Source organism: Sorangium sp. So ce295, from assembly GCF_051527405.1.
Lineage (GTDB): Bacteria > Myxococcota_A > Polyangia > Polyangiales > Polyangiaceae > Sorangium > Sorangium cellulosum_B.
This window is the reverse complement of record NZ_CP150324.1, coordinates 261629-287151: the sequence shown is the minus strand read 5'-3', so window position 1 is coordinate 287151 and position 25523 is coordinate 261629. Positions and strand designations below refer to the sequence as shown.

Sequence of the window (25523 nt, the reverse complement as noted above, 5' to 3'; positions counted from 1 at the left end):
TCCCGCGAGCTGCCCCGGGTTGACGCAGGCCCCGCGACGGCCGAAGGTGCGGGCATGCATGCGCGCCGAGAGTCGTTGGAGCCGTGGCTTCGGAGCTTCGTCGCCGACAACGGGGGTATCGCTGGCACGGTGCACCTCGTCGAGGGCGATGCGCTCGCGCTGGCCGCCGCCGTGAACATCCCCGAGAAGGTGCAGGAGATCACGCGCCGCGTCCCGCGGGGCAAGGGGATGGCCGGGCTCGCCTGGGAGCGCGACCAGCCCGTGCAGACGTGCAACCTGCAGACGGACACGTCCGGCGACGTGCGGCCCGGGGCCAGGGCGGTCGCGGCGCAGGCGGCGGTGGCGCTGCCCGTGCGCGACGCCTCCGCGAGCGTGCGCGCCGTCGTGGGGATCGCGTTCGCCGGCGAGCGCGAGCTCGGCCAGGACGAGCTCGATCGCCTCGCGCAGGGCGCTGGCGCGCTGCCGGCCTGACAAGAGCGCTCCCGCCCCACCTCGCTGCCCGCCGCGGGGCTGCTGCCCGCCGCAGCCCCGCTGCCCAGCTGCACCGCCGCACCGCCGCAACACAAGCCCCTTGTTTTTCGCGGCTGCGATGCTAGCGATGCCCGCTCTCCCATGGAGACGAACGGACGCAGCGCCCCGAAAGCCGCGATCGACGCTCCGCCCGACGCGCTCGATCCGGGCGCCCGCCCGCACGTCCGCGTGGAGGACCTCGTGCGCGGCGCCGCGAACGAGCCCGCGTGCGAGCGCGCCGCAGCCGGGCCTGGCGAAGGCGGCGCCGCGGGCGAGCCCCTCACGGCGAAGCTCGCCCGCCGCACCGTGCCCGGCGCGCTCTACGAGCCCGGCCCCGAGGAGGGGTATCTCCGGTGCACCGCGTGCGCTCACCGCTGCGTCCTCGCGCCGGGTCGCGCGGGCGCGTGCGGGATCCGCTTCGAGAAGGACGGCGAGCTGCGCGTCCCGTTCGGCTACGTCGCGCGCCATTACGTGCGCTCGGTCGAGACGAACACGATCTTCCATGTGCGCCCCGGCGCGAGGTCCCTCACCTTCGGGATGTTCGGGTGTGACCTGCGCTGTCCTTATTGCCAGAACTGGAAGGTCTCCCAGGCCCTGCGCGAGCCGGAGGGCGACGGCGAGCCCATCGACATCAGCGCCGCGGATCTCGTCGAGGTGGCCGTCGCGGCGGGCTGCGGGGTGCTCGCGAGCGCCTACAACGAGCCGATGATCACCGCCGAGTGGGCGCGCGCCGTCTTCGCGGAGGCGCAGCGGCGGGGGCTCGTCACAGCGCTCATCTCGGATGGCAACACGACGCCCGAGGCGCTCGCGTACATGCGCCCGGTCGCCGACGTGTTCCGCGTCGACCTGAAGGGGTGGAGCGCGGATCAATACCGGACGCTCGGCGGCCGCGTCGAGCCGGTGCTCGCGGCGATCGGCGAGGCCCGGCGCCTCGGCTACTGGGTCGAGGTCGTGACGCTCGTCGTCCCCGGCTTCAACGACAAGGCGGCCGGCCTCCGCGCCCTCGGCGCCGAGATCGCCGGGGTCGACCCCGACATCCCCTGGCACCTCAACGCCTTCTACCCGCGTTACAAGATGCGCGATCGCATGACGACCGACCCGGCGTTCCTCGTGGACGTGGCGGGCGTCGCCTATGCGCGGGGGATGAAGTACGTTTACGTCAGCAACGTGGCCGACCGCGTCCGTGAGCTCTCGCATACACGCTGCCCCGCCTGCCACGAGGTCGTTGTGCGGCGGTTCAACTACGAGACGCAGGAGGTCCTCCTCTCCGGCGGCGCGTGCCCCTCCTGTGGGACGCGCGTGCCCGGGCTGTGGGGACCGGCGGCGCCGTAGCGCCGCACAGACGGACACCCGGCTCCTGCCGAGCCCGCGCGCGCATCGCCGCCCGGAAGCCGACTCGGCCTGTTGCTGAGAGGTTTCTGTCTCATTTCACCAGACGCCCTGTCCGGTGCTCCGCGCATCCCGGCAGAGCCAACTTGCGTCCCTACCGGACTCCCCCCGATCGCAGGAGCGTCGCTGACCCTCTGGCCGCCCAGGCCGGCTGGAACAGGCTGCGCCCGCTGTTCGGACTGGCCTGCTGGCCGGCCAGTCGATTGGCCGGCCAGCAGGCCCCTTCAGCCGGCCACTCCTCTCACGGAAGCTCCCACAAGGAGGCTTGCCGCGGCGCCGCATGTGATAAATTTCCAGCATGTCGTCGCCGTCCGAACGTCTCGCGCAGATCCTTGCGGAAGGCCGAGTCATCGCGACTCGCGAGCTCGGCGAAGAGTGTGCGGCGGAGCTCCACACGCGCGCCAAGGAGCGGTATCTCGCGCTGGAGGCGACGATGCCGCGGTTCCAGAGCAGCATGAATCGCAAGCTCTTCGAGCTCGGCCCGCCGGTGCTCGCGATCTACCAGGCGCTCCTGCACGACCTCGGCGTGGACCGGGAGCCGGCCCTGCGCCTCGCCGAGGACATCCTGCTGGCCTTCTACCGCAAGCAGCTGAACCGGAGCCCGCTCCTCGGCGCCGCGATGGATGTGATGTTCCGGCTGAAGCCAGCGCGGAGCCTGCTCATGATGAGCCTGCGCGCGGACGAGCCGGAGGGCATCCGCTTCGACGAGGCCAGCGGCACCGGCGCGCTCCTGGCCTTCGACGTGCGCGCGTGCCCGATCGTGGCGTTCGCGCGGCGGCACGGCGCGCCGGAGATCGTCCCCATGATCTGCCGCCTCGACGACCTCAAGGTGAAAGAGCTCCACGGCGTCGAGCTCCGCCGCACGGGCACCCTCGGCACGGGCGCCGAGCGGTGCGACTTCCGGTACGTGACCGCGAAGAAGTAGCGTCGCGCCCCGCGGCCCCGGGGTAGACGCGAGCTCGTCCGCGTAGCGCGCGGCGGCGCCCCGCCCTCTCCTTATCTCATCTCCCGCACCGCCAGAACGCACATGGGCTCACCACCCGTCGCTCGGGTGCGCCGGCGGGCTGCGCGCGTCGCCATTCAATGCTTGCCCCATGACGCGCCGCACCCCTGAAAAGGGTCATGATCGTGGGGCGGTGTGCGCTGTGGACTGCGCGCTGTGCGTATTTCAAATTTGAAACACAAATGCTCTTTCCTGGATCCCCAAAGAGCGTGTCCGTGTTAGTTGTTGAATGATCACTCGATCCCCGATCGCTCCTGAAGTCGCTTTCTCGAGGAGGTCATATGAAGTCACCGTTCGCCCTGCGAAGGGTCGCCGGCGGCCTTTTGTCCGCCGCAACGTCGTCTCTTGTCTTCGCGGCCAGCGCCCCCGCCCTGGCGGAGCCATCTTACACGCTCTTCGAGAGCGGGCAGGTGCGCCCGCTCGCGCTCTCTCCCAGCGGAAACCTGCTCTTCGCGCTCAACACGCCGGATGGCCGCCTCGAGGTCTTCCGCGTCCATCACGGCGCGCTGGTCCACCGGAGCTCGATACCGGTCGGGCTGGATCCGGTCGCCGTGGCGGCGCGGAGCGACACCGAGGTGTGGGTCGTGAACCACCTGTCCGACAGCGTCAGCGTCGTCGAGCTGTCCCCTGGCGGATACGGCGGCCGCGTCGAGCGCACGCTGCTCGTGGGCGATGAGCCGAGAGACATCGTGTTTGCCGGCCCCGGGCGGCGCCGCGCCTTCATCACGGCGGCGCACCGCGGCCAGAACAACCCGAACGATCCGCAGCTGACCACGCCGGGCGTGGGCCGGGCCGACGTCTGGGTGTTCGACGCGAACCACCTGGGCTCGTCGCTCGGCGGCGAGCCGCTCGCGATCCTCACCCTCTTCACCGACACGCCGCGCGCGCTCGCCGCGACGCCCGACGGCGCGCGCGTCTACGCCGCCGGCTTCCACTCGGGCAACCGGAGCACCGTCGTCACCGAGCTGCTCGTGCCTGACGGCGGCGCGGTAAACGGCGGCTCGCCGGGCCCCATGACCAATGCGTTCGGCGACCCGGCGCCCGAGGTCAGCCTCATCGTGAAGTTCGACGGCGCGCACTGGGTCGACGAGCTCGGCCGCACCTGGGACGACACGGTGCGGCTCTCGCTGCCTGACAAGGACGTGTTCGCCATCAACGCCATGGCGACCCCCCCGCGGCCGATCGCCGGGCCCTCGGGCCATTTCACCGGCGTCGGGACGATCCTCTTCAACATGGTCGTCAACCCGGTGAACGGGAAGGTCTACGTCTCCAACACCGACGCGCGGAACGAGCAGCGGTTCGAGGGCCCCGGCGTCTTCGCGGGGCAGAGCCTGCGGGGCCACCTCCACGAGAGCCGGATCACGGTGCTCCGCCCCGGCAACGCCCCCCCGCGCGTCGCGCCGCGGCACCTCAACAAACACATCGATTACTCGGTCTGCTGCGCCCCCACGCCGAACGCCGAGAGCGAGGCGAGCCTGGCCCAGCCGGTCGACATGGCGGTAACGAGCGACGGCGCGACGCTCTACGTGGCCGCGCTCGGGTCGAGCAAGGTCGGCGTGCTCGGCACGGCCGCGCTCGAGAGCGACACGTTCGTGCCCGACGCTTCCGACCACATCGAGGTGAGCGGCGGCGGCCCGTCGGGGCTCGCGCTCGACGAGGCGCGAGGCCAGCTGTTCGTGCTGACCCGCTTCGACAACTCCATCTCGATCGTCGACACCGCGACCCGGGCCGAGACGGCGCACATCGCGATGTACAGCCCCGAGCCGCCGAGCGTCACGCTCGGGCGGAGCTTCCTCTACGACGCGCGATCCAGCTCGGCGCACGGCGACTCCTCGTGCGCGAGCTGCCATATCTTCGGCGACTTCGACAGCCTCGGGTGGGATCTCGGCAATCCGGACGAGCCGGTCACGACCAACCCGGGCCCCTTCGTCGGCCCGCTGCTCAACCTCTTCACGCAGCAGCCGATGCCCCAGGAGTTCCACCCGATGAAGGGCCCGACGACGACCCAGAGCCTGCGCGGCATGGCCAACCACGGCCCCATGCACTGGCGCGGCGATCGCACCGGCGGCAACGACGCGCCCACCGCGCAGCCGGACAGCGGCTCGTTCGACGAGCGCGCCGCGTTCATGAAGTTCCAGGCCGGCTTCACCGACCTCCTCGGCCGGAGCGGCCCGATCCCGGCCGCCTCCATGGAGGCGTTCGCGGACTTCATCCTGCAGGTGACCTATCCGCCCAACCCGATCCGCCGTCTGGACAACGCGCTCACGCCGGATCAGCAGGCCGGGCGCGACACCTTCATGAGCGGCAACCTGGACGGCACCGCCATCTGCAATGGCTGTCACGTCCTCGACCCGGAGGGCAACCCCGGCGTCGACAAGCCGGGATTCTTCGGAGCGAACGGCAACATGACGTTCGACTTCCAGCCGCAGCTCATCAAGACGCCGCACCTGCGCAACATGTACCAGAAGGTCGGGATGTTCGGGATGGCCGCCCCGCTGTTCGGCATCCTGCCCGGCGACAACGATCCCATGGGAGACCAGGTGCGGGGGTTCGGCTTCCTGCACGACGGGAGCTTCGACACGCTGTTCCGGTTCTTCCGCGGGATGGGCTTCTCGCCGTTCACCGGCTTCACCAACCAGTTCGGCACCTTCCCGGACAACCCGAACGGCCTGCCGGACTCGCCTGCGGGCGACGCGGTCCGCCGGCAGATCGAGTCGTTCCTGCTCGCCTTCGACTCGAACGTCGCGCCGATCGTCGGCCAGCAGGTCACGCTCGGGTCCGGCAACCAGGCCGCCGCCGATCCGCGCGTCGATCTCCTGATCGCCAGGGCGGACGCCGGCGAGTGTGATCTCGTGGCGAAGAGCCACCTGACCTTGCAGGAGATCGGCTTCCTCCACACCGGAGCAGGGCAGTTCGTCGCCGACCGGATGGCGCTGCCGCCGATCCCGGACGCGGTGCTCCGCCAGATCGCCCTCGCGACGGGGCGACCCCTGACCTACACGTGCACGCCGCCGGGCTCGGGCTACCGCATCGGCCTCGATCGCGACGAGGACGGCTTCCTCGACGGCGACGAGCGGAGCGCCGGCAGCGACCCGGCGGACCCGGACGACACGCCCTGAGCTCCGCCTCGCGGCGCGGCGCGCGGCCGGCGCCCGCTGGCCTTCACCTGTCCCGTCATCTCACCTGCACGCCGGCGCGGAGCGCGCAGTCCGGGTCGGCCGGGAACGCGCAGGCGAGGGCGCACACCCCATCTTGGCCGCAGTGGAGATCGGCGCAATCGGGGTCGACGATCTCGGGCCCGACGTCACAGGCCGCCTCGCAGAGGCCGTCCGCGCGGCACGGGTTGTCCGGCTCGAACTCGTCGATCGTCGGCTGGATGAAGCGAGATATCTGGTCGAGATCGGTGCGCGCCTGCACCCCGTCCAGCGTACAGGGGTCGTCGCCGAACGAGGTCACGCCGGCGTGGCGCTCGACGCCCCCGCGCACGAGGAACGCCGGACCTCCGGAGTCGCCGGCGCACGTGTTCATGTCGGGGACCTGGTAATAGAACTGGGTCGCGTCGATCGTCCCCGGCGTCCCGCCGACCTGGGCGGGGCCGACGGCCACGATCGGGAACGTCACGGCGCGGCGCATGCCGAACCCCGTCCCCGCGACCCCGTCGGAGACACCGTAACCGACGAAGGTGTAGTCCGGCCCGACGTACCAGGTGGTATTCTCCATCGATTCGCGCAGGAGGGGCGCGGGCTGCACGGGCGCGTCGCTCTCCAGCCGGAGGAGGGTAAGGTCGTTCTGGAGGCTTGCGGGATCGAAGGCGGGGTGCCTCCTCGACGTCTCGATCCGCACGCTCTCCGACCGCCGCCCGAGGGTCGGGCCGAAGAAGACGCGCGTGAGCGCGCCGTGGCAATGTCCCGCCGTGATCACGGTGCGCCGCGAGATGACGGTCCCGCTGCAGTACGCCCGGTTCCGATTGCCCACGCCCACGACATAGGCGTGCGTCGTGTCCACAGCGCCTCCAACGATGCGCTGCCGGGACGTGAGCAATGGCTGCTCGCCGTCGCCCCCGAGAGGTGCGTCCGCGCAGCCGAGCCCGCCGAGGCACAGGATCGCGATCGGGATGGCATTCTTCATACTGCAACCTTTCCGTCCAGAAATGGTGTCCAGAGCGGCGGATTGCGGAGGCGCCCACGGTTCGGCGCCGCTCGGACCCGTGGGCGCGCGGGGGGCATAACAAGCGCAGTGCCAGCGCCATGCTCGGCGAGCGCGCGAGTCGGCCGCGGGGCGCGGCGGAGACTCCTGGAATGGCGCGCGAGCGGGGGGATCTCGTCGGAGCGATCACCGCTGGAGGGACGGCGCGGACGTTCGCTCCGCTCCGGAGCGACCTTCGTCACGCGCCGGCTCGCCCAGGGGCGCCTCGCCGCCGCGCTCGCGATGCCGGCGCGTGACGAAGGCGGCGCGCCGGTGAGCGCCCACGCACACGCCAGGACGAGCTACGTTGCACCTTGACCGCGGCGGCGCCAGCGCGGGCCGCTCTCGCTCTCTCGAAAGGAGACCATGGAGACCGCCAGAGCAGAAGTCGCCCCTTCAGCGGGCATGCGCGATCTATCGACGCTCCCAGGACCGCGGAGGCTGCCGCTGCTCGGCAACCTCCTCGAGATCCGGCCGACCCAGTTCCACCTCACGCTCGAGGGCTGGAACCGCAGGTATGGCGATCTCTACACCTTCTGGCTCGGCCGCACGCCGGTCATCGTGGTCGGCGGCGCCGAGCTCGTCCAGCCCATCCTGCGCGAGCGGCCGAAGGAGTTCCGCCGCTGGAGCCCGCTGCAGGAGCTCATCGACGAGATGGGCTTCGGCGGCGTCTTCTCGGCCGAGGGGGAGCAGTGGACGCGGCAGCGGCGGCTCGTGATGAGCGCGTTCACCGCCGCGCAGCTGCGCGAGAGCCACGGCACGCTCTCCACGATCACCCGCCGGCTCCGGGAGCGATGGCGCGCGTCGGCCGCGCGGGGGGCGCCGGTCGACGCGCGGCGAGACCTCGCCCGTTACACGGTGGATGTCACCACCGCGGTGGCGTTCGGCCTCGACATGAACCTCATCGAGCGCGGCACCGACCCCCTGTCGCACCAGCTCGAGACGGTCTTCGCGTCGCTCAACCGCCGCATCTTCGCGCCATTTCCGTACTGGCGGCACGTCAAGCTGCCCGCCGATCGGGCCCTGGATCAGGCGCTCTCGGAGGTGCGCACGCGGATGCTGGGCATCCTCCGGACGACGCGCGCGGAGCTCGACAGGGATCCGGCGCGGGCCGCGGCGCCTCGCTCGCTGCTGGAGGCATTGCTCGTGGCGCGCGACGCCGACGACCCGAAGGCGCGGCTATCGGAGCAGGAGGTGCTCGGCAACGTGCTCACGCTGCTGCTCGCCGGGGAGGACACGACGGCCGACACGATGGCCTGGATGCTCCACTTCATGGCCCTGCGCCCCGACGTCCAGGCGCGGATGCGGGCCGAGGTCGACGCCGAGCTCGGCGACGCGGATCTGCCCGAGAGCCCGGAGCACGCGCAGCGGCTGCGCTATCTCGGGGCGGTGGCGCAGGAGACGCTGCGGCTGAAGTCCGCGGCGCCGATCCTGTTCATGGAGGCCTGCGCGGACACGGTGGTCGGCTCGCTGCGGCTCGCGGCGGGGACGCGGATGATCCTGCTGACGCGGCAGATCGCCCTGAAGGAGGAGCACTTCCACGACGCGGCCTCGTTCATGCCCGAGCGCTGGCTGTCCCCGCGGCCGGCGGGCGCCGGCAAGCACGACCCGCGGGCCGCCCTCGCGTTCGGCAGCGGCCCGCGGGTCTGCCCCGGGCGCGCGCTCTCGATGGTCGAGAGCGCGATGGTGGGCGCCATGGTCGCGCGCGACTTCGATGTATCGCTTGTCGACCCGGCGCGGCCCGTGAAGGAGCTCCTCGGGTTCACGATGAAGCCGGAAGGGCTGTTCGTCCGCTTCACCCCCCGCCGCCGCTGACCTCCCATCGAGCCTCGTTCCGGGGCGATGCTGCGGTTGATCCCGCCGCGAAAGACGCCCTGAGCCCATCGGGACACGACATGCATACCTCCTTCCAATCCGCAAAAATGCGCTACCTCCTGGTCCTCGGTGTCGCCATCGTTTCCTTTGCGCTCGGATGGCTTCTCAGGCCATCCGTCCGCGTCGCTGGCTTCCCGGAGATAGGGGAGCTGCAGCCGTTCACGAAACGGGGCTGCACGAAGGTGGGAGTACCGTTAACGGAGCTCGGGGCGTTCTCGGAGGCCTCGCTCCGCTACTCGCCCGGCGACAGCGCGCGGCTCCAGGTGGTGGCCTTCCGCCGCACGGGCCCGGACGCGGAGCTGCTGCAGCTCGACGCGGGCGAATACGATGACGAGTTCGACGCCAGCGGGGAGGTCTTCAACCTGCGCTGGGATGCCGCCAAGGGATGGCAGGTCGACGACTGTCACGTGGTCGTGAGGTACTGGCCTGGGAGGCCATGAGCCGAGCGTCGTGCTCATTCCCCACAGCCGACCGGAGATCTCGTGCGGCCGACAAAGATTTCCACACGACTTGCTCTGCCTTCCGGTAAGCGCTTGTTCTCGCACGCTGCATTACGTGCACAGCTCCACTCTCGCAGTGCAAATTGCGGCTCTCCGATTCGCCCCTTCGCATCGAACAAGGCTGGACATGCCGCGATGTTCGATTAGAGTCCCGCGCCAGTGCACAACCGCTCCGACCAGTTCACCAAGAGCTTGCTGCGGGACGGACTGAGCCTTGCCTCGGCGGCCGAGACCGAGGTCGAGGTGCTGGCGGCGACACAGAAGATCGATGTCTACAGCGTGCGTGATCCCGCGCGGGAGTCCGAGCGCGCCGCCATGGGCCTGCTCGGCGAGCTCTCGGCGGAGCCGAGCCTGTTCGAGCCGTTCCAGGGCACGCCGGGCCTTCGTCAGGTCCGTCACTGCCCGCGCAAGCAGCTCACATGGCATCACGAGCTCGAGCGCCGCGTCCGCTCGGCAGCCCGCTCGGTCGCGCCGGACGAGGACACCGACACGCCGCCGCAGCCGGCGGTCGCCTTCCCTGCGCTGGTCGTCATCGGCCCGGGGCGTCCCGAGACGGTGCTCGACGCCTACCGGTGCGAGCCGGTGCAGGCTGGCGTCTACCAGGCCGTGCCGGGCCTGGCGATGCGCGTGGTGGTGCTCGCGGAGCTGCCCCGGACGCGCGCACCCCTGCTGCTGCGGCTGCTCGGCTCGGGCCGCCGCTTTCGCGAAGCGGTGGCGGATCTGGCGGCGTTGCCCCGCGATGCCTTGGAGAAGAGCGTCGCCGTGCCGCTGCTGTTACACTTCGGGTTCGACCAACAGGAGCCCACAACCGACGAGGAGGACGATGTGAGCGCAGCGATCCGGGCTTGGTTCGAGGAGTACACGCAGCAGCTCCGCGACGAGGGGCGGAACCAGGGGCGCGCCGAGGAGGCGGCGCGTGCCGTGCTGACCGCGCTCCGGGTTCGCGGCATCGCGGTACCGGACATCCTGCGCAAGCGTATCCTGATCGAGAAGGATCCTGAGCTCCTGGAGCGGTGGCATGAGCGGGCCATCGTCGCTGCATCGATCGAAGATGTGCTCCCGGACCTGAGCTGAGCGATGCCAGCCGACGGCAGACTGCCGAGCTCGTAAGCGTCGCTCATCACCTCCCCGCGGTCTCCGCCGCCTCCCGAGCCACCCCGTGCCCCACGCCGTCATCACCTCCCCCAGCGCCGCCGCCCGCATCGATCGGGCCGTGGGCTGGCTGCGCCGCCGGCGCCCCGCGGAGCGCGTGCTGCTCGTCGGCGCCTCGGTCGAGGCCGTGAGCGAGCTCGCCCGCGCGTCGATCCGCGGCCGCCGCGCCACCTTCGGCTGGCACCGGCTCACCCTGGGGCGCCTCGCCGCCGCGCTCGCGATGCCGGCGCTCGCCGAGCGCGGCCTCGTCCCGGCCAGCGCGCTCGCCATCGAGGCGCTCTGCGCGCGCACCCTCGACGGGCTCGCGCAGGACGGGCTGCTCGGCCGCTTCGCCCGCGTCGCGGATCGACCCGGGCTGCCGCGCGCCGTGGCGCGGACGCTCGACGAGGCGCGGCTCTCCGGCGTCGCGCCGGACGCGCTCGCGCCGGCCGATCTCGACCGCATCGCCCACGCGTTCGACGCCGCCCTGGACGACGCGGGGCTCGCCGATCGCGCGATCGTCCTGCGCCTCGCGGCCGAGCGCGCCCGGGCCGCGGACGACGGCGACCCCCGCTCGCGCCACCCGCTGCTCGGGCTGCCGATGCTCCTGCTCGACCTGCCCGTGCGGTTCGCGCTGGAGCGCGAGCTCCTCGAGGCCGTCGCCGCGCGCTCGCCGGACGCGCTCGCCACCGTACCGGCCGGCGACGCCGCGTCGCTGCGGCACCTGCAGGCGGCGCTCCGATCGCCGCCGCGGCGGGTCTCGCTGACCGCGGTCTCCGCCGCGCACGACGGCGCCGGCGCGGGCAATGGCGTGGACGACGGCGCAGATGACGGCGCGGGCGACGAGCCGCCGCCGGTCGCGCCCAGCACCTCGCTCGCGCGCCTGCAGGAGCACCTGTTCGACCCGCTGACCGATGAGGCCCCCGGGCTCGGCGACGAGGTCGAGATCCTCTCCGCGCCCGGCGAGAGCCGGGAGTGCGTGGAGCTCGCGCGCATCGCGCTGCGCGAGGCCGCCCGCGGCGTGCCGTTCGAGCGGATGGCGATCCTCCTGCGCGCGCCCGAGCAGTACCGCGCGCACCTCGTCGAGGCGCTGCGCCGGGCCGGGATCCCTGCGCACTTCGCGCAGGGCTCGGTGCAGCCCGACCCGGCGGGCCGCGCGCTGCTCGCGCTGCTCGCGTGCGCCGCCGAGCACCTGTCGGCGTCGCGCTTCGCCGAGTACCTCTCGCTCGGGCAGGTCCCCGACGCGACGCCCGCAGGCGAGCCGCCGCCGGCCGCGCCCGAGGCCGATCGCTGGGTGCCGCCGGACGACGACCTCTTCCCCGAGCTCCTGCGCGGCGGCTTCGACGAGGCGCCGCCGGACGACGACATGGCGGGGGAAGATCTCGGGTTCGATCCGCCAGGGAAGAGCTTCAGTCCGTCCGCCCAGAACCCCAATCGGACAGCCCAGAGCCCCGATCGGACAACCCCAAACCCCGATCCGACAGCTCAAAACCCCGATCCGACAGCCCAGGGCCCCGACGCCCCCGTGCACGACGGCACCCTGCGCGCCCCGCGGCGCTGGGAGCGCATCCTCGTCGACGCGGCGGTGATCGGCGGGCTCGATCGGTGGGAGGCGCGGCTCTCGGGCTTCGAGCGGGAGCTCCGGCTTTCGCTCTCCCGCGCCCCCGAGGACCGCGACGCCGCGCGCATCGCGCGGACGCTCGCGGACCTCTCGGCCCTCCGCGCCTTCGCGCTGCCGCTTCTCGCGGCGCTGCCCGGCGCGGGCGAGCGCGCGACCTTCGGCGAGTGGCAGCGCCGCCTCTCGGCCCTCGCGACGCGCGCGCTCCGGCGGCCCGAGCGCGTGCTCGCCGTGCTCGCCGAGCTCGCGCCGATGGCCCACGTCGGCCCGGTGGACCTCGGCGAGATCCGCCTCTGCCTCTCGCGCCGCCTCACCGACCTCGTGCTGCCACCGGCCGCCCGCCGCGACGGGCGCCTCTTCGTCTCGCCCATCGAGGGCGCCCGCGGGCGCTCGTTCGACGTGGTCTTCGTCCCCGGGCTCGCCGAGCGGATCTTCCCGCAGAAGGTCACCGAGGACCCGATCCTCCGCGACGCTCTCCGCCGGACGATCGCCGGGGGCGACTCGGGCCTCGACACGAGCGACGACCGCGTGGCGCGCGAGCGCCTCGCGCTCCGGCTCGCGGTCGGCGCGGCCCGCCAGCGGCTCGTCGTGTCGTACCCGCGCGTGGACATGGATCAGTCCCGCCCTCGAGTGCCTTCGTTCTACGGCCTCGAGCTCCTGCGCGCGGCCGAGGGCAGGCTGCCCGGCTTCGGGGAGCTCGAGCGCCGCGCCGAGCAGGGCGGCGCCGCGCGCATCGGGTGGCCCGCGCCCGCGCGGCCCGAGGACGCCATCGACGCGGCCGAGCACGACCTCGCGCTCCTCGAGACGCTCTTCAGCCTGCCGGAGGCGCAGACGGTCGGCACCGCGCGCTACCTGCTCAACGCCAACCCCCACCTCGCGCGGGCGCTCCGGTTCCGCGCGCGGCGCTGGATCCCGGGCTGGACGAGCGCCGACGGGCTGTTCAAGCCGATCGCGGAGGCGCGCGAGGCGCTCGCGAAGCACGCGTTCGGGCGCAGGTCGTTCTCGCCGACAGCCCTCCAGCACTTCGCCGCGTGCCCTTACCGCTTCTTCCTCTACGCCGTGCACAAGCTCGCCCCGCGCCCGGCGCCCGAGGCGATCGAGGAGCTCGACCCGCTCCAGCGCGGCCGGCTCGTGCACGACGTGCTCTACGAGGTGCTTGTCGCCCTCCGCGACGCGGGCAAGCTGCCGCTCGGCCTGCCAGCGCTCGACGAGGCGCGGGCCGAGCTCGATGGGGCGCTCGACCGCGTCGCCGCGCGCTACGCGGACGAGCTCGCGCCGGCGATCCGGCGCGTCTGGGACGACGGCATCGCGTCGGTGCGGGCCGACCTCCGGGAGTGGCTGCGGCGCGCCGCGGAGGACCGCGACTGGGAGCCGATCCATTTCGAGCTGTCGTTCGGGCTGCCGCGCCGCCTCGCCACCCGCGATCCGGGGAGCTCGGACGCGCCCGTGGAGCTCGACTGCGGCGTCCGGCTCCGGGGCTCGATCGACCTGGTCGAGCGGAGCGTGTGGGGCGCGATGCGGGCGACCGACTACAAGACGGGCAAGGCGCGGGCGCCGCGCGACGCGGTCGTGAGCGGCGGCGGCACGCTCCAGCCGGTCCTCTACGCGCTCGCGCTGGAGAAGCTCATGCCCCCGGGCACGCAGGTCGAGTCCGGGCGGCTCTACTACTGCACCTCCGCCGGCGGGTTCACGGAGGTGCCGATCTACCTGGACGCGCGGGCGCGCGACGCGGCCGCCCAGGTGGCGGGGATCATCGGAGACGCGATCGACAAGGCGGCGCTCCTGCCGATGCCGGCGGAGGGGGCGTGCGCGCAGTGCGATTACCGGCCGGTGTGCGGGCCCTACGAGGAGCTCAGGACCGGGAAGATCAAGCGGCGCGACATCGAGCCGCGGCGGCGGCTGGAGCAGCTCCGCCGGCTCGCGTGAGCGCGGGTGTCGCACGGAAGCGTCGCCCCCAGACGGCGGCCCGCGATCGCCGGGGGCGTGGCCGGGGATGTATACACTCCATCATGCACAGCAAGATCGCTTTGCCCTGCGCCCTGCTCGCGCTCGCGGCGACGGGCACCGGCTGCAATCTCATTTTCGGCATCGAGCCTGGCACGGAGGGGCCTTCCGCCGCTTCCTCGACGACGAGCACCGGACCTGGTGACGGAGGCTCTGCCCAGACGACGTCGGGCGGCGGCGGCGACGGCGGCGACGGCGGCGATGGAACCGGGGGCGACGGTGGCGATGGCGCTGGCGGCAGCGCCGGGGGCACGCCCTCGTGCCCCCCGTCGAACTGCGCCGTGGGGGAGTGCCCGGTGACGCAGATGCAAGGGGAGCTCGGGTCCAACGTGAAAGGCATGGTGGTCACCCGGGATCTCGTGCTCATGGCCAACAACCAGGCCATCGTCGCCATCCCGAAGGACGGCGGGGCCGCGCGCACGCTCCCGGGCACCCTCGGCTTCGGGGATACCGCCTGGATCACCTACTCGGGCGGGCAGCTCTCGTGGACCAACTGGAGCAACGGAGACGTGCTGGGGATCTCCATCGAGCCGCCGAGCTCCAGCCCGATCCAGATCGCGCAGGTCCCCCTGCAGGAGAACGGCGATCCGGCGGTCACGGCCTTCGGCCGGATCGCCTCCTTCGGCGACAGCGTCTACTGGGCGACGCAGACGCCCGCAGCCGTCTGGCGGGCCAAGGCCGACGGCAGCCAGGCCGTCGCCGAGCTGGTCGCCCCCGACGACCATCCGATCGGCGTCGCCGTCGACGCGACGCACGTCTACTGGTCCAACTACTGGTCGCGCCAGATCCTGCGCAAGACGAAGGATCCGCTCGGCGAGACCGCCGAGGTCTTCGCGGAGACGAACGGCAACCCGACCACGCTCGTCCTCGCCAACGGCGTCGTGCACTGGGTGACCGACACCAACGGCGCGGTCCAGTCCAAGGCGACGAGCGCGGCGCCGAGCGCCCCGCCCTTCACCACCACGGTCGACGCTCAGGCCGTCGCCAAGTCGCTCGCTGTGGACGACGAGTTCATCTACTGGACCGTTTACATGAACAGCGAGGGGAAAGGCGAGGTGCGGAGGGCGCACCTCGGCATGGGGGACATGATCACCCTCACGACCGGGCAGCCGTACTTCTTCGAGATCGCCGTCGACTGCGGGTCCATCTACTGGAACGTGAACAACGTGGAAGCCGAAGAGGAAGGCGTGGTGTTCCAGATGCCGAAGCCCTCGAACTGAGCACCTCGTCCCCCGACTCCGTCGCTGGCAGCGCGCTCCCGGGCAGCTCGGCGGGCGCGACGACTACCCGGCGCCCTCCGCCTCTTCCCTCCTGGGCCACGTGAACCGGAACGTCGCGCCGCTCTTGCCGTCCGACTCGACCCACGCCCGCCCGCCGCGGCTCTCCACGATCTTTCGCACGATGGCGAGGCCGATCCCCGTGCTCTCCACCTTGTCCCTCGCCTGCAGCGTCTGGAACATCCCCCACACCTTCTCCTGGAACGCAGGCGCGATCCCAGGCCCGTTGTCGGACACGGAGACCTCGACCCTGTCGCCCTGCTCCCGGGCGGACACGGAGACCGCCGCGTCCTCGCGGCCCGCGTGCTTGAGGCCGTTCGTGATGAGGTTCATGAGCACCTGTTGCAAGGGCACCCTGTACGTCCGCAGGGTCGCCGGCGGCACGTCGAGCGTCACCCGCGCGGGCGGCCTCGGGGCGATGAGCTCGACCACCTCCCTCGCCAGCCTCTCGAGGTCGACGCTCTCCGGCTTCTGGCGGAACCTCGTGGCGCGGGAGTAGGCCAGGATCCCCTCGATCAAGGCCTCCATGCGCCGCACGCGCCCGCGCAGGAGCTCCATCTGATGGCGCGTGTCCGCGGTGAGCTTGTCCGAGAGGTCCTCCTCGATCCACTGGGCGAGGCTCGCGATGCCCCGCAGGGGCGCCTTCAGATCGTGGCTCGTCACGTACGCGAACTGGTCGAGCTCGGCGTTGGTCCGCTCCAGCGCGCGGATGAGCGATTGCGCCTCCTGGAACCGCCTCGCGTTGTCGATCAGCAGGGCGACGCGGTTGGCGAGCTCCTCGGCGAGCGCGACGTCCGCCTGGCTGAAGCGGCGGCCCGACTCCGCGTGGACCAGCGTCAGCGCGCCGATGGTCCGGTCGCGCCCCCGGAGCGGGACGACGACATACGATCTCAGCCCGAGCGACCGGATCAGGCGGAGGTGCTCGGGGCTCAGCGCGGCGGACTCGATGGCGGCGTCCGGGATGTCGGCCATCCACTCGGAGCGACCGGCGCGGATCACCGCGGACACGCCCGCCGGGGCGTCGGGCCGGGGCGGGGCCATCGCCCGGAGGCGCTCGGCGAGCTCGATCTTCGCGGGATCGCCGTGGTGGACGGCCACGCGCTCGATGGAATCGCCGTTCAGCATGTCGACAGCGCACCAGTCGGCCAGGGTGGGGACCGCCAGGTGGGTCAGGTGCGTGAGCCGCGACGCGACGTCGAGCGAGCCGGAGAGCGCGGCGCCCGCCTCGCTCAGGAGGCGGAGCGTCGCCTGCTGCCGCTCGAGCTCCGCCGCGAGCATCTCCGCGCGCGCCCGGGCCTCGCGCTCCCGCTCGAGGAGGCGCGCCCTGTCCAGCGCCGACGCGCACTGCGCCGCCACGCTGAGCAGGAACTCGCGCTCTTCTGGGCTCCACGCCCGATCGTTCGCGAACGAGAACGCGAGGCCGCCGAGCAGCGCCGCGTGGGCGACGATCGGCAGGACGGCGAGCGCCTTCACGTCGTCGCGGACAGGCCGCAGGGCCGCGAGCTCGGGGTACGCTGCGTGCAGGCTTTGCCTCGTGTCCACCCAGATGGGGCGGCGCTCCCGGAGCGCGTCCGAGAGCGGCAGTCGGGCGTCGAGGGGCACCCTCGCGTAAGGGCTCGTGCGCTGCTCCTCGAGCCCCGAGTGGCCGACGAGCGCCGCGACGCCGGCCGCCTCGTCCGCCGTGTACATCATCGTCGTCGAGGCGCCGAGCACCCGGTGGATGTCGTTCACGACGGCGGCGGAGACCTGCTCGACCGTCACGGCGCCGCTCAGCGCGGTGCTGACCGCGAGCAGCGCCTGGGTGAGCCGGGCGCGGCGATCGAGCTCCTCGACCCGCCTCGTGAGCTGCGCGGCGAGCTCGCCGCGCTCGGCCTCGACCTGCTTGAGGCGCGAGATGTCGGCGAACACCGAGATGCCGCCCTCGAGCTCGCCGCCAGGCCCGATGATGGGCGCGGCGCTCCCGAGGACCATGCCATACGTCCCGTCGAAGCGCTGAATCCGGGTCTCCTCGCTCTCGATGACCTGCCGTTCGGACATCGCGCGGGCCATGGCCCAGTCGTTTGCCTCGTACGGGCGGCCGTCCTCGTGGAAGGCGCGATACAGCGTCCAGTCGTTGATCGATTCGGTCGAGGCGCTGCCGGCCCAGATGCGCTCCGCCGCCCGGTTGTGCAGGACGAGCTTCCCGGAGGCGTCGCAGAGGATGACCCCGTGCGGGCTGTGCTCGAGCACGGCGTCGAGCCACCCGCGATCCCGGGACCCCACGGCGCGGAGCCGCTCGAGCTCACGCTTCAGGGCCTCGATGTCCGTCGTATCGACGCGGGCGGCGGGCCCGGGAGACGGGCCGTTGTGCGCGGAGGTTCTCATAGGATGACGGCGACCGGCGCCTCGGCAGAGGGCCGAGGCGGCGCTCGGTCGGACGTCGCCGGAGCTTACGCGCATCGATGGCGCGGCGGAAGGCGGCGCGACCCGGCCGGGCGGGTTCCTCAGCGCGCGGCGCTCGTGCGCATGCCCGGCTGCCTGGTTGCGATCCGGCCGCCTGGCAGCTTGTCCGGCGCCGCGCAGGCGCGGGCGGACAGCGCCGGCGGCGGCGCGCCCTCGCGCGACCGGGTGCCCGAGCGGGTCCTTGGGATCACGGTCGATCGCCGGCCCGGCCGCTGCGCACCGGCTGGGTCTGGGTCAACGCCGAGCGGGACTGCGACTCTCGGCGCGATCGCGCAGGGGGCGCAGGGGCGCTCGGGGAAATGACGATGCTGGCTTAGGGCTCCACCTCGCTCACCATCCTCGCTTCCCGAACCCAGATGTTCGGGGCCGATAACCGGCAGGTGAGCGCGACAGCGCGCCGGTGTCGGCCAAGGAGCAAGCAATGATGGGCAATCGTTCAGGTCGCCTCATGGCGATCATGTTCGCTGGGAGCTTTGTCCTCGCGGGGGCCGGCGGCTGCATGGGCAGCGACGATGACGCCGAGGCGAATCGCGATGGAAGGGATGGGCAAGAGCGGACCGGCACGGGCCCCGACGGCAGGAGCCACGGACAGACGGGCCGAGACGGCGCGCGAGGCGCCGGGAGGGGCGGTGGAGCGCAGGCCGGCGGCAGGCAGGGAGGCCGCGAGCAGCCCGGTCATCAAGGCGGCCGACAGGGCGGCGGCCAGCGCGCGGGCGACAGGCAGATGTGCGGCGAGCAGGCCGGCCATCAAGGCGGCAGGCAAGGGGGCCGCGGACAGATCGGCAGTCAGGGCGACAGGCAGGGAGGCAGCGGAGAGCGCAGCGGGATGCAGCAGCCGTCGGACGCGGAGCTCACGATGCTGATCTCGTTCATCCACCAGAAGGAAGTGGATCTGTCGCAGATCGCCTTGGACAAGGCCGAGTCCCCGGATGTGAAGCGCTACGCCGAGCAGATCGTCGAGGAGCACGCCCAGTCCGAGCAGCTCGGCGCGGGCTCGAGGGGTTCAGGTGTGAAGATGGAGTCGTGCTCGCGCTGCCGGGAGCTCGACGAGAGCTCGACCGAGGTGAGCGGAGCGCTGGAAGAGGAGGAAGGCGCCGAGTTCGACACGGCCTTCATCTGGGCTCAGATCTCCTTCCATCGCCGCGCCCTCGAGCTCCTCGACGTGCCGGGCGTCGCGAACGCGGAGAACGCCAGGATACGAACCAGCGTGAAGGCGATGCGAGCGGACGTCGAGCAGCACCTGACCGAGGCCGAGCAGCTGTTCTGCTTGCTGCTCCACGAGCAGCAGGGAGGCGGCCAGCAGCAACGCGGCCAGCAGGAAGGCACCCAGCCCGGCCAGCAGCAACGCGGCCAGCTCGGCTGGGCGCAAACCGGCCAGCAGCAGGGTATCCAGGTCGGACAGCAGCAGGGCATCCAGGTCGGACAGCAGCAGGGCATCCGGGTCGGACAGCAGCAGGGTACCCAGGTCGGACAGCAGCAACGCGGCCAGGCCAGCCAGATGCAGCCCGGCCAGCGGCAAGGCGCCCAGCTCGGCCAGCAGCAACGCGGCCAGCAGCAACGCGGCCAGGTCAGCCAGATGCAGCCCGGCCAGCGGCAAGGCGCCCAGCTCGGCCAGCAGCAAGGCGGCCAGTTCGGCCAGCCGCAACCCGGCCAGCAGCAACGCGGCCAGCAGCAAGGCCCCCAGGCCTACGCGCAGCGGCAAGGGGAATCGCAGAAGTCCCAGTAACAGGGCTTCATGTCCGCAGGGCGGCGGCGACGGCGCCTGCTCGCGGCCTTCGCGAGCGCCGAGCTCGCCGAGCGCGACCCCGCCTACCCGATCCAATCACGGCGTCCATGATCTCGTGACCGCGATCGCGGGCGAGTAGGCGCCTGCGCGCCGCCGCTCAGGTGAGCCGCGCGCGTCATGAGTCGATCCACGTCCACGGGAAATCGACCTCCACCAGCGTGTCGGCGCCGTCGAACACGTCGACGCTCTCGACGCGCACGATGTCGCTCATCGCGTGTCCGTCGAAATCCACGAGCCAGACATCGACGTCATAGTACCCCTCGGAGAGGCCGTCGATGGTGAGGCCGAGATCATCGCAGTCCCCCACGGCGTCGAGGACGAGGAAGCCATCCTCGTCCTCGACGCTGACCGCGACCCCGCTCACGTCGTGATCGAAGCACGCCCACGGGTCGTCGCTGCCGTCGATGGTCAGGGCGACGGTGAGCGAGCCGCGCATGAGGTGATCGTGGTCATCGTCATGATCGACGACGATGCACCCCGCGAGCGAGGCAGTGGCGAGGACGCAGCCAGCGAGACCGGTGAGCACCTTCGAAAGTTTCATGGGGATCGTCTTCCTTTATCCAAGTCTGGCGCTGTCGCGCCGATGCGCGGCACGGCAGCAAGCGCTATACCAGCGAGCGGCGCCCTGCGGTGCCACGCGGCCACGCCCCCCTTCGCCGGGTGGCACCGCAGTTGCTCCTGTGAACCCCCATGGAGATGAACGTGCCAGTCCTCGATATTTCCTCCCCCAGAGCTGCGGCGCGCGCTCAGCAGCGCAGCAGCAGGCTCGCCGTGCTGGCCGCGCTCGTTGCGCTCGCGCTCCTCGGCGCGATCGGGTGCGCGGCAGAAGTCCACACCAGGGCCGCTGCGCCGGCGCATGCGACCGTCACGTACCAGGAGTTCGCGGTGTACGAGGAGCCGGTCGTTCACATCGCAGCGGCGCCGGTCCACGTCGAGACCTACCCGCGCGTGTACTACCGCGGGACCTACGTCTACTATGTGGACGGCCGCTGGTACTACCCGTCGCACCACGGCTGGGTCTACTACCGCGACGAGCCGCGCGCCCTGGTCCGCTACCGCGTCGGCTTCGAGCGACACGGCCACCATCACCATCACCATCACCACGCGCACCGCACAACCACGGTCAGGCCGGCAGCGACGGTCCGGGCGGGGGCCTCGGTCAGGCCGGCAACCTCGGTCAGGCCGGCAACCTCGGTGAGGGCGGGGGCAACGGTGAAGGCGGGGGCATCGGTCAGGCCGGTGACTCCGGCGAAGCCGGCGAAGAAGCATCGCGTGGAGCGCCGACGGCACCACGTCGAGGAGAGGCGCCCCGAGCGCTGACTTCCGCCTCGGCGTTGGCACAAACGTTGCGCTTACACCAGCGACGAGGCGGCGGCGCGAGTCGCGGCATGACCGCGCTCCCTTCGAGGCCGCCTCCGCCCGCGCACGGGCCCAGCCTCCCCCGATCCCCTCGCCCGCCCTTCCGCTACCCGCCCTTCGCGGCGTCAGCGAAGGCCTTCCAGGTCGCCTCGGCCGCGCCCACGCAGGCGCGCGTCCCGTCGCGCACGATGGGCGTGCGGAGCAGGAGCGGATCGTCGACGAGGAGCTCCGCGAGCCGCGCATCGCTCGGGCCGAGGTGCTGGAGGCCACGCTCCCTCACCCGCGCGCTCTCCGCGTCGTAAAGCGCGCGCACGCCGCCCACCGCGCGCGCTACGCTCGCGAGCTCCCCCTTGGAGAGGCCCTTCTCGCGCAGATCGACGAGCTGCACCTTGATGCCCCGGTCGGCGAAGAACCGCTGCGCCGCCCGCGTCGCCTTGCACTTGGCCGTGCCGAAGATCTGGATCATGCGCGTCGCTCCTCGGTGGAATGGCTACTGCGCGCTCCGGAGGGCAGCGCGGGCGTGGAGCATAGCAACCGCTGCCCGGACGGCGCAGGGCCAGCGGCGCGCGGGACGCTCCGCGTCGTGCCCGAAGCGCATCGCCCCGAAGCGCGGCTCAGCAGCAGCGCCGCCGCGCGCACGGGTCGATTCTTCCGACCGACGTTGCCGTCCGCTGCCGTCTCGGATCGATGCGCCCCGTCGCGGCCGCTCTACCGGACGGATGGCGACCTCGCGCCGCCCCCTCCGAGGTCGCCCGCTCCGGTCTCGACCGGCCCCGCTCCCCCGCCGGGCGGTCCCGGCAACTCGCGACCTCGCCGTACCCCCTCCGAGGCCGCTCGTGTCGGTTCGAGAGCGCCCCCCCTCGAGGCCCTCCGCCAGCGCCCTCACGTCGCGCCCTCCAACGCCCGCTTCTCCGCCCCGCAGCGCGTTCGATCGGGACGCGCCCGCTCGCCCGGCGACGTACACTCGTCCGGCAACGCACACGCGCGCGCCGCCATCCCAGGACAACGAGAACGCGCCGCGCCGAGCGGGGCAACAACACCGAAAAACGCCGTGGAAATGCGCCATGTCGGCGGTCGATTCGTTTTCCTATTTACGTCCTCAGCGGTTAGGATATCGAGGCGCATTGATGATCGTGCCCCCTCACACCCTTCGCGGTCGGGTACGACGCAGCGGCAACACTGGAGCGCATTGAATGAGGTTCCGTCCCTCGCTCCCGACGAGCGAGTCCGAATCGAGTCATCCCGTTTCCATCGCTTCCGCGGGCGGACGCGCGGGCGAGCGCGCGCCAGCTCGGCGCGCGAAGGCCGCCGGCGCGCAAGCCACGCTCGGCGCGACCGAGCTCTACTTCAGGGCGCTCGCCGGCAGCCAGCCGCTGACGCGCGAGGGCGAGGTCGCGATCGGCCGTCGTATCGAGGCGGGCGCGCTCGCCTGCTTCGAGGCGTGGGTCCGATCGCCCGTCGCGCTGCGCGAGCTCGCCTCGACGGCGGAGGACGTCCAGGTCGGGGCGCTGAGCCTCCGGGATCTGCTGTGCGAGACCGACGCGGGTGATCCCGAGGCGGACGCCTCCGCGAAGCGGCTCGCGGAGCTGCTCACTCTCGCCCGCTCGCTCCTCGGCCGGCAGATCACCGAGGACGGCGTGGAGACCGCCCTCGCGGGCCTCGCAGCAGGCCTCGCCGAGCTGCGCCTCGATCCGACCTTCGAGGAGCGCATCGAGCGGAGCCTTCGCACAGCAGCGGCCGAGGGGGACAAGGCGGAGCGCGCCGCGATCGAGGCCACGATCGCGGCGATCGCCCGGGGGCGGCGCGCCGTCGCGCAGGCGAAGTCCGAGCTCGTCCAGGCGAACCTGCGGCTCGCGGTCGCCATCGCGCGGGAGCACCAGCGCTTCGGCGTCCCGCTGCTCGACCTCGTGCAGGAGGGGAACCTCGGGCTGATCCGCGCCGCCGACAAGTTCGAGTACCGCCGCGGCCACCGCTTCGGCACCTACGCTGCGTGGTGGATCAAGCAGGCGATCAAGCGGACGATCCTCAACCAGGGAAAGCCCGTTCGGATGCCGGTCCACCTCACCGCGATCCGGAGCCAGGTGGTGCGCGCCCGGCGAGATCTGGTGCAGGAGCGGGGGCGCGAGCCTTCCGTCGAGGAGATCGCGGAGCGCAGCGGCCTCACCGTGGAGAAGGTGCGGGTGATCAGCGAGCTCGCGCTCGAGCCGCTCAGCCTCGACGCCCCCGTCGGCGAGGAGGGAGATACCCGGTACGGCGATCTGCTGGCCAACGACGAGCCCACGCCCGCGGACATGCTGGCCCGGCGCCGGCTGATCGAGCAGACGCGCGAGCTGCTCGACTCGCTGCAGCCGCGTGAGCGCGAGCTCCTGCGGCGCCGCTTCGGCCTCGACGGCAACGAGGACGAGACGCTCGAGGAGATCGGGCAGTCGTTCTCGCTGACGCGGGAGCGCATCCGTCAGATCGAGGCGAAGCTGCTCGAGAAGCTCCGGACGCGCTCGCGGCAGCGAGAGCTCGGCTCCTATCTCGAGGGGTGAGGGCGCGGGGAGCGCCGGCGCGCATCAGAAGCTGTACCCCACCGCCCCGCCCAGCCGGTGAGACGAGCCGGCCGCGTTCTCGACCGCGAGCTCGACGTGGTTGGGGACGAGGAAGAGCAGGGCGTCGACGAGCAGGCAGTCGTCCTTTCCGTCGCACAGCCGCTCGTCCTGGCTCCCGAAGATCATGCGCCACTTCACGGGCAGGCCGAGGCCGAGGGCGGCGCGCGCGGAGCGCGCCGCCCTCGGCCTCGGGGAGCCTGTCGCTCAGCGTCCCGGCGAAGAGGTAGACCGGCGCGACGGCCAGATAGACGTGGTGGTTCATCGTGCGGCTCTTGCCGACAAAGCCGGCGCGGAGTTCGGGACCGAGCGCGTAGCGCGCGACGCGCACCTGGCCGTCGAAGCCACGGCGATTGTCAACGTCGGTCGAGCCGAGAGCCCGCGGAGAAGTAGGGGGCCCACGACGCGCTGTCGGGGCCGGTAGACCCGCACTAGTCGAGAAACAGCCTGCTCTCGAAGACCCGTACGCCGCTGCCCGCGCGCGCGCCGAAGGCGAGATCCATCTGAAAGGACCGCACCGGATCGGCGAGAGCAGCGCCCGGGCGAGGGTGCCGGCCATCCCTGCCACGGCCGCGAGCAACCACACGGCGCGCGTCACGGTCGCCCGGTCCCGATCTGACCTTGGCTGTCACTGCCCCAGCAGAACACCCCGCCCTGCTCGTCGAGCGCGCAGGTGTGCTCTCGCCCGGCAGCGAGGGCGACCGCGCGCACGTCGAGCGCCGCCAGCACCGACGCGGAGACCAGGTTGGCCTCCTCGGAGCCGAGCTGGCCGCTCTGGTTGGAGCCCCAGCACACGACGCCGCCGTCGTCGAGCAGCGCGCAGCTGTGGCGCCCGCCGGCGATGACGGCCTTCGCAGCGGCAACGCCCTCGACGAGGGTGACGCCGACGCCCTGGTCGGCGCTGTCGACGATGGGCCCGCCGCCGCTCTGGCCGTTGAGGTTCCAACCCCAGCACGCCACCTATTCCGTGCCGAGCGCAACGCAGCTGTGGCGCACGCCCCCGCTGCAACGTCGGTCGCGCCGCGCACGCCCAACGCCCGGGGAACCCACCCAGGTTGAGCACGAGGCGGACGAGCGCGGGCTCGCTCCTCACGGTGGCCTCGGGATCGGAGCCGAGCTGGTGGCTGCGGTTGTCGCCCAGCAGACCACGGTGTCGGCACCGCGCACGACGCACGTGAACTCGAGCGACGGGTCGTCCGCTCCACGAGCCCAGCGAGACCTACCTCGGGGAGGTACTCAGCGAGCCGATAGAAACGTCGCCAAGCTGGTCCGCGTCGTTGTGCCTCAGCACGCGGGATTACCGTTCCTGAGAATCGCGCAGGTATGGTAGGCACCGGCGACGACCTGCGCCGCGGGTTCGAGCGCCTTCACGCGCACCGTGGTGAAGTGGTAGTCCTCCGAGCAGCCACCGGCGAGGGGCGCCCTGATGCGCAGCGAGGCGGCCGCCCACCTTCGGGAGATGAAGCCTCTTCGTCCGATCATCATTCGCCTCGTCCGCGTGCCTGCATAACCCACCCTACCCAGGTTGCGCCGCGCCCGAAAACGACGAAAACGACCGACCTACCTTGCGATGCGGCCAGGTTGCGTTGCAACCGGGGCGCGGCGGCACCCCACCCCGGAATGACTATCCCATGGGTCCACCTTTCGAGAGGAATCATTCGGCTCGGCCAACCATCGCGTACAGCACTCTGCCCCTGACGCCGCTTCCTCTGGGTTCGGCACCGCCTGCAGACGTACGAAGGCACGGATACACCGCCGCACGAGATTCGGCCGTCCACACCGCCGGTCCTAGACGGAAGGCCCCACGACAAGGCACGGATGCCCTTGCCCGTCCCGCCCGCCTTCCTGCAGCG

General features: G+C 72.0%; 20 protein-coding genes. 12 read left to right on the top strand and 8 right to left on the bottom strand.

What is annotated here, in order from left to right; all coding sequences use genetic code 11:
• The first annotated feature begins 54 nt into the window (after positions 1-54).
• The 4 genes from WMF11_RS01120 to WMF11_RS01105 all read left to right on the top strand — a co-directional run bounded on the left by WMF11_RS01120 (position 55) and on the right by WMF11_RS01105 (position 6021).
• A complete protein-coding gene (locus tag WMF11_RS01120; protein ID WP_272097267.1) occupies positions 55-471 on the top strand; it encodes a GAF domain-containing protein in 417 nt (138 codons plus the stop codon).
• A gap of 141 nt (positions 472-612) precedes the next feature.
• Positions 613-1842 (top strand): radical SAM protein, encoded by a 1230-nt coding sequence (locus WMF11_RS01115; RefSeq protein ID WP_437976124.1) that lies wholly within the window; start codon positions 613-615, stop codon positions 1840-1842.
• A gap of 355 nt (positions 1843-2197) precedes the next feature.
• Positions 2198-2824 carry an L-2-amino-thiazoline-4-carboxylic acid hydrolase gene (locus WMF11_RS01110; protein WP_437906554.1) on the top strand — a complete coding sequence of 209 codons (627 nt, stop codon included), beginning with the start codon at positions 2198-2200 and terminating at the stop codon, positions 2822-2824.
• A 359-nt stretch (positions 2825-3183) separates the two neighbouring features.
• The gene (locus tag WMF11_RS01105; protein WP_437976123.1) at positions 3184-6021 is read left to right on the top strand and encodes a hypothetical protein; all 2838 of its coding nucleotides are present in this window, start codon (positions 3184-3186) and stop codon (positions 6019-6021) included.
• A gap of 55 nt (positions 6022-6076) precedes the next feature.
• Here WMF11_RS01105 and WMF11_RS01100 read toward each other — a convergent pair whose 3' ends face one another.
• Positions 6077-7030: a S1 family peptidase gene (locus tag WMF11_RS01100; protein ID WP_437976122.1), complete on the bottom strand. Its 954-nt coding sequence runs from the start codon at positions 7028-7030 to the stop codon at positions 6077-6079.
• Between the two features lie 423 nt (positions 7031-7453).
• On the opposite strand from WMF11_RS01100, the gene WMF11_RS01095 reads away from it, so the two are divergent.
• The 5 genes from WMF11_RS01095 to WMF11_RS01075 all read left to right on the top strand — a co-directional run bounded on the left by WMF11_RS01095 (position 7454) and on the right by WMF11_RS01075 (position 15435).
• On the top strand, positions 7454-8902 hold the full coding sequence (locus WMF11_RS01095) for a cytochrome P450 (RefSeq protein WP_437976121.1): 1449 nt from the start codon (positions 7454-7456) through the stop codon (positions 8900-8902).
• Between the two features lie 242 nt (positions 8903-9144).
• The gene (locus WMF11_RS01090; RefSeq protein ID WP_437906550.1) at positions 9145-9402 is read left to right on the top strand and encodes a hypothetical protein; all 258 of its coding nucleotides are present in this window, start codon (positions 9145-9147) and stop codon (positions 9400-9402) included.
• 219 nt (positions 9403-9621) lie between these two features.
• Complete coding sequence (locus tag WMF11_RS01085; protein WP_437976120.1) at positions 9622-10536, top strand: hypothetical protein; 915 nt, start codon at positions 9622-9624, stop codon at positions 10534-10536.
• An 85-nt stretch (positions 10537-10621) separates the two neighbouring features.
• Entirely contained in the window at positions 10622-14137 is a 3516-nt protein-coding gene (locus tag WMF11_RS01080) for a PD-(D/E)XK nuclease family protein (RefSeq protein ID WP_437976119.1), read from the top strand.
• An 83-nt stretch (positions 14138-14220) separates the two neighbouring features.
• The gene (locus WMF11_RS01075; protein WP_437976118.1) at positions 14221-15435 is read left to right on the top strand and encodes an ABC transporter permease; all 1215 of its coding nucleotides are present in this window, start codon (positions 14221-14223) and stop codon (positions 15433-15435) included.
• A gap of 63 nt (positions 15436-15498) precedes the next feature.
• Here the strand turns inward: WMF11_RS01075 and WMF11_RS01070 are convergent, their stop codons facing one another.
• Positions 15499-17856 (bottom strand): GAF domain-containing protein, encoded by a 2358-nt coding sequence (locus WMF11_RS01070; RefSeq protein WP_437906546.1) that lies wholly within the window; start codon positions 17854-17856, stop codon positions 15499-15501.
• A 514-nt stretch (positions 17857-18370) separates the two neighbouring features.
• Complete coding sequence (locus WMF11_RS01065; protein WP_437979432.1) at positions 18371-18901, bottom strand: hypothetical protein; 531 nt, start codon at positions 18899-18901, stop codon at positions 18371-18373.
• On the opposite strand from WMF11_RS01065, the gene WMF11_RS01060 reads away from it, so the two are divergent.
• On the top strand, positions 18791-19660 hold the full coding sequence (locus WMF11_RS01060; RefSeq protein ID WP_437976117.1) for a DUF4142 domain-containing protein: 870 nt from the start codon (positions 18791-18793) through the stop codon (positions 19658-19660). The genes WMF11_RS01065 and WMF11_RS01060 overlap by 111 nt on opposite strands.
• Before the next feature lie 175 nt (positions 19661-19835).
• Here the strand turns inward: WMF11_RS01060 and WMF11_RS01055 are convergent, their stop codons facing one another.
• Positions 19836-20261 (bottom strand): hypothetical protein, encoded by a 426-nt coding sequence (locus WMF11_RS01055; protein WP_437548747.1) that lies wholly within the window; start codon positions 20259-20261, stop codon positions 19836-19838.
• Between the two features lie 149 nt (positions 20262-20410).
• Here WMF11_RS01055 and WMF11_RS01050 point away from each other — a divergent pair, with 149 nt between their 5' ends.
• On the top strand, positions 20411-21040 hold the full coding sequence (locus WMF11_RS01050) for a hypothetical protein (RefSeq protein WP_437976116.1): 630 nt from the start codon (positions 20411-20413) through the stop codon (positions 21038-21040).
• Positions 21041-21185: 145 nt separating this feature from the next.
• Here WMF11_RS01050 and WMF11_RS01045 read toward each other — a convergent pair whose 3' ends face one another.
• Positions 21186-21545: an arsenate reductase family protein gene (locus WMF11_RS01045; RefSeq protein ID WP_437906543.1), complete on the bottom strand. Its 360-nt coding sequence runs from the start codon at positions 21543-21545 to the stop codon at positions 21186-21188.
• A gap of 727 nt (positions 21546-22272) precedes the next feature.
• On the opposite strand from WMF11_RS01045, the gene WMF11_RS01040 reads away from it, so the two are divergent.
• Positions 22273-23613, top strand: coding sequence for a sigma-70 family RNA polymerase sigma factor (locus WMF11_RS01040; protein ID WP_437906542.1), 1341 nt, complete (start codon positions 22273-22275; stop codon positions 23611-23613).
• A 24-nt stretch (positions 23614-23637) separates the two neighbouring features.
• Here WMF11_RS01040 and WMF11_RS01035 read toward each other — a convergent pair whose 3' ends face one another.
• The 3 genes from WMF11_RS01035 to WMF11_RS01025 form a co-directional block, all read right to left on the bottom strand.
• On the bottom strand, positions 23638-23799 hold the full coding sequence (locus WMF11_RS01035; protein ID WP_437906541.1) for a hypothetical protein: 162 nt from the start codon (positions 23797-23799) through the stop codon (positions 23638-23640).
• A 465-nt stretch (positions 23800-24264) separates the two neighbouring features.
• Entirely contained in the window at positions 24265-24630 is a 366-nt protein-coding gene (locus tag WMF11_RS01030) for an RCC1 domain-containing protein (RefSeq protein ID WP_437976115.1), read from the bottom strand.
• Positions 24631-24954: 324 nt separating this feature from the next.
• Positions 24955-25152: a hypothetical protein gene (locus WMF11_RS01025; RefSeq protein ID WP_437906539.1), complete on the bottom strand. Its 198-nt coding sequence runs from the start codon at positions 25150-25152 to the stop codon at positions 24955-24957.
• Positions 25153-25523: the final 371 nt, after the last annotated feature.

Bases quoted from the DNA above. Each gene is read 5' to 3' on its own strand.
- WMF11_RS01120 (WP_272097267.1), top strand. From the start codon at position 55: ATGCATGCGCGCCGAGAGTCGTTGGAGCCGTGGCTTCGGAGCTTCGTC.
- WMF11_RS01115 (WP_437976124.1), top strand. From the start codon at position 613: ATGGAGACGAACGGACGCAGCGCCCCGAAAGCCGCGATCGACGCTCCG.
- WMF11_RS01110 (WP_437906554.1), top strand. From the start codon at position 2,198: ATGTCGTCGCCGTCCGAACGTCTCGCGCAGATCCTTGCGGAAGGCCGA.
- WMF11_RS01105 (WP_437976123.1), top strand. From the start codon at position 3,184: ATGAAGTCACCGTTCGCCCTGCGAAGGGTCGCCGGCGGCCTTTTGTCC.
- WMF11_RS01100 (WP_437976122.1), bottom strand. From the start codon at position 7,030: ATGAAGAATGCCATCCCGATCGCGATCCTGTGCCTCGGCGGGCTCGGC.
- WMF11_RS01095 (WP_437976121.1), top strand. From the start codon at position 7,454: ATGGAGACCGCCAGAGCAGAAGTCGCCCCTTCAGCGGGCATGCGCGAT.
- WMF11_RS01075 (WP_437976118.1), top strand. From the start codon at position 14,221: ATGCACAGCAAGATCGCTTTGCCCTGCGCCCTGCTCGCGCTCGCGGCG.
- WMF11_RS01070 (WP_437906546.1), bottom strand. From the start codon at position 17,856: ATGAGAACCTCCGCGCACAACGGCCCGTCTCCCGGGCCCGCCGCCCGC.
- WMF11_RS01060 (WP_437976117.1), top strand. From the start codon at position 18,791: ATGCTGATCTCGTTCATCCACCAGAAGGAAGTGGATCTGTCGCAGATC.
- WMF11_RS01055 (WP_437548747.1), bottom strand. From the start codon at position 20,261: ATGAAACTTTCGAAGGTGCTCACCGGTCTCGCTGGCTGCGTCCTCGCC.
- WMF11_RS01050 (WP_437976116.1), top strand. From the start codon at position 20,411: ATGGAGATGAACGTGCCAGTCCTCGATATTTCCTCCCCCAGAGCTGCG.
- WMF11_RS01045 (WP_437906543.1), bottom strand. From the start codon at position 21,545: ATGATCCAGATCTTCGGCACGGCCAAGTGCAAGGCGACGCGGGCGGCG.
- WMF11_RS01040 (WP_437906542.1), top strand. From the start codon at position 22,273: ATGAGGTTCCGTCCCTCGCTCCCGACGAGCGAGTCCGAATCGAGTCAT.
- WMF11_RS01035 (WP_437906541.1), bottom strand. From the start codon at position 23,799: ATGATCTTCGGGAGCCAGGACGAGCGGCTGTGCGACGGAAAGGACGAC.
- WMF11_RS01025 (WP_437906539.1), bottom strand. From the start codon at position 25,152: ATGATCGGACGAAGAGGCTTCATCTCCCGAAGGTGGGCGGCCGCCTCG.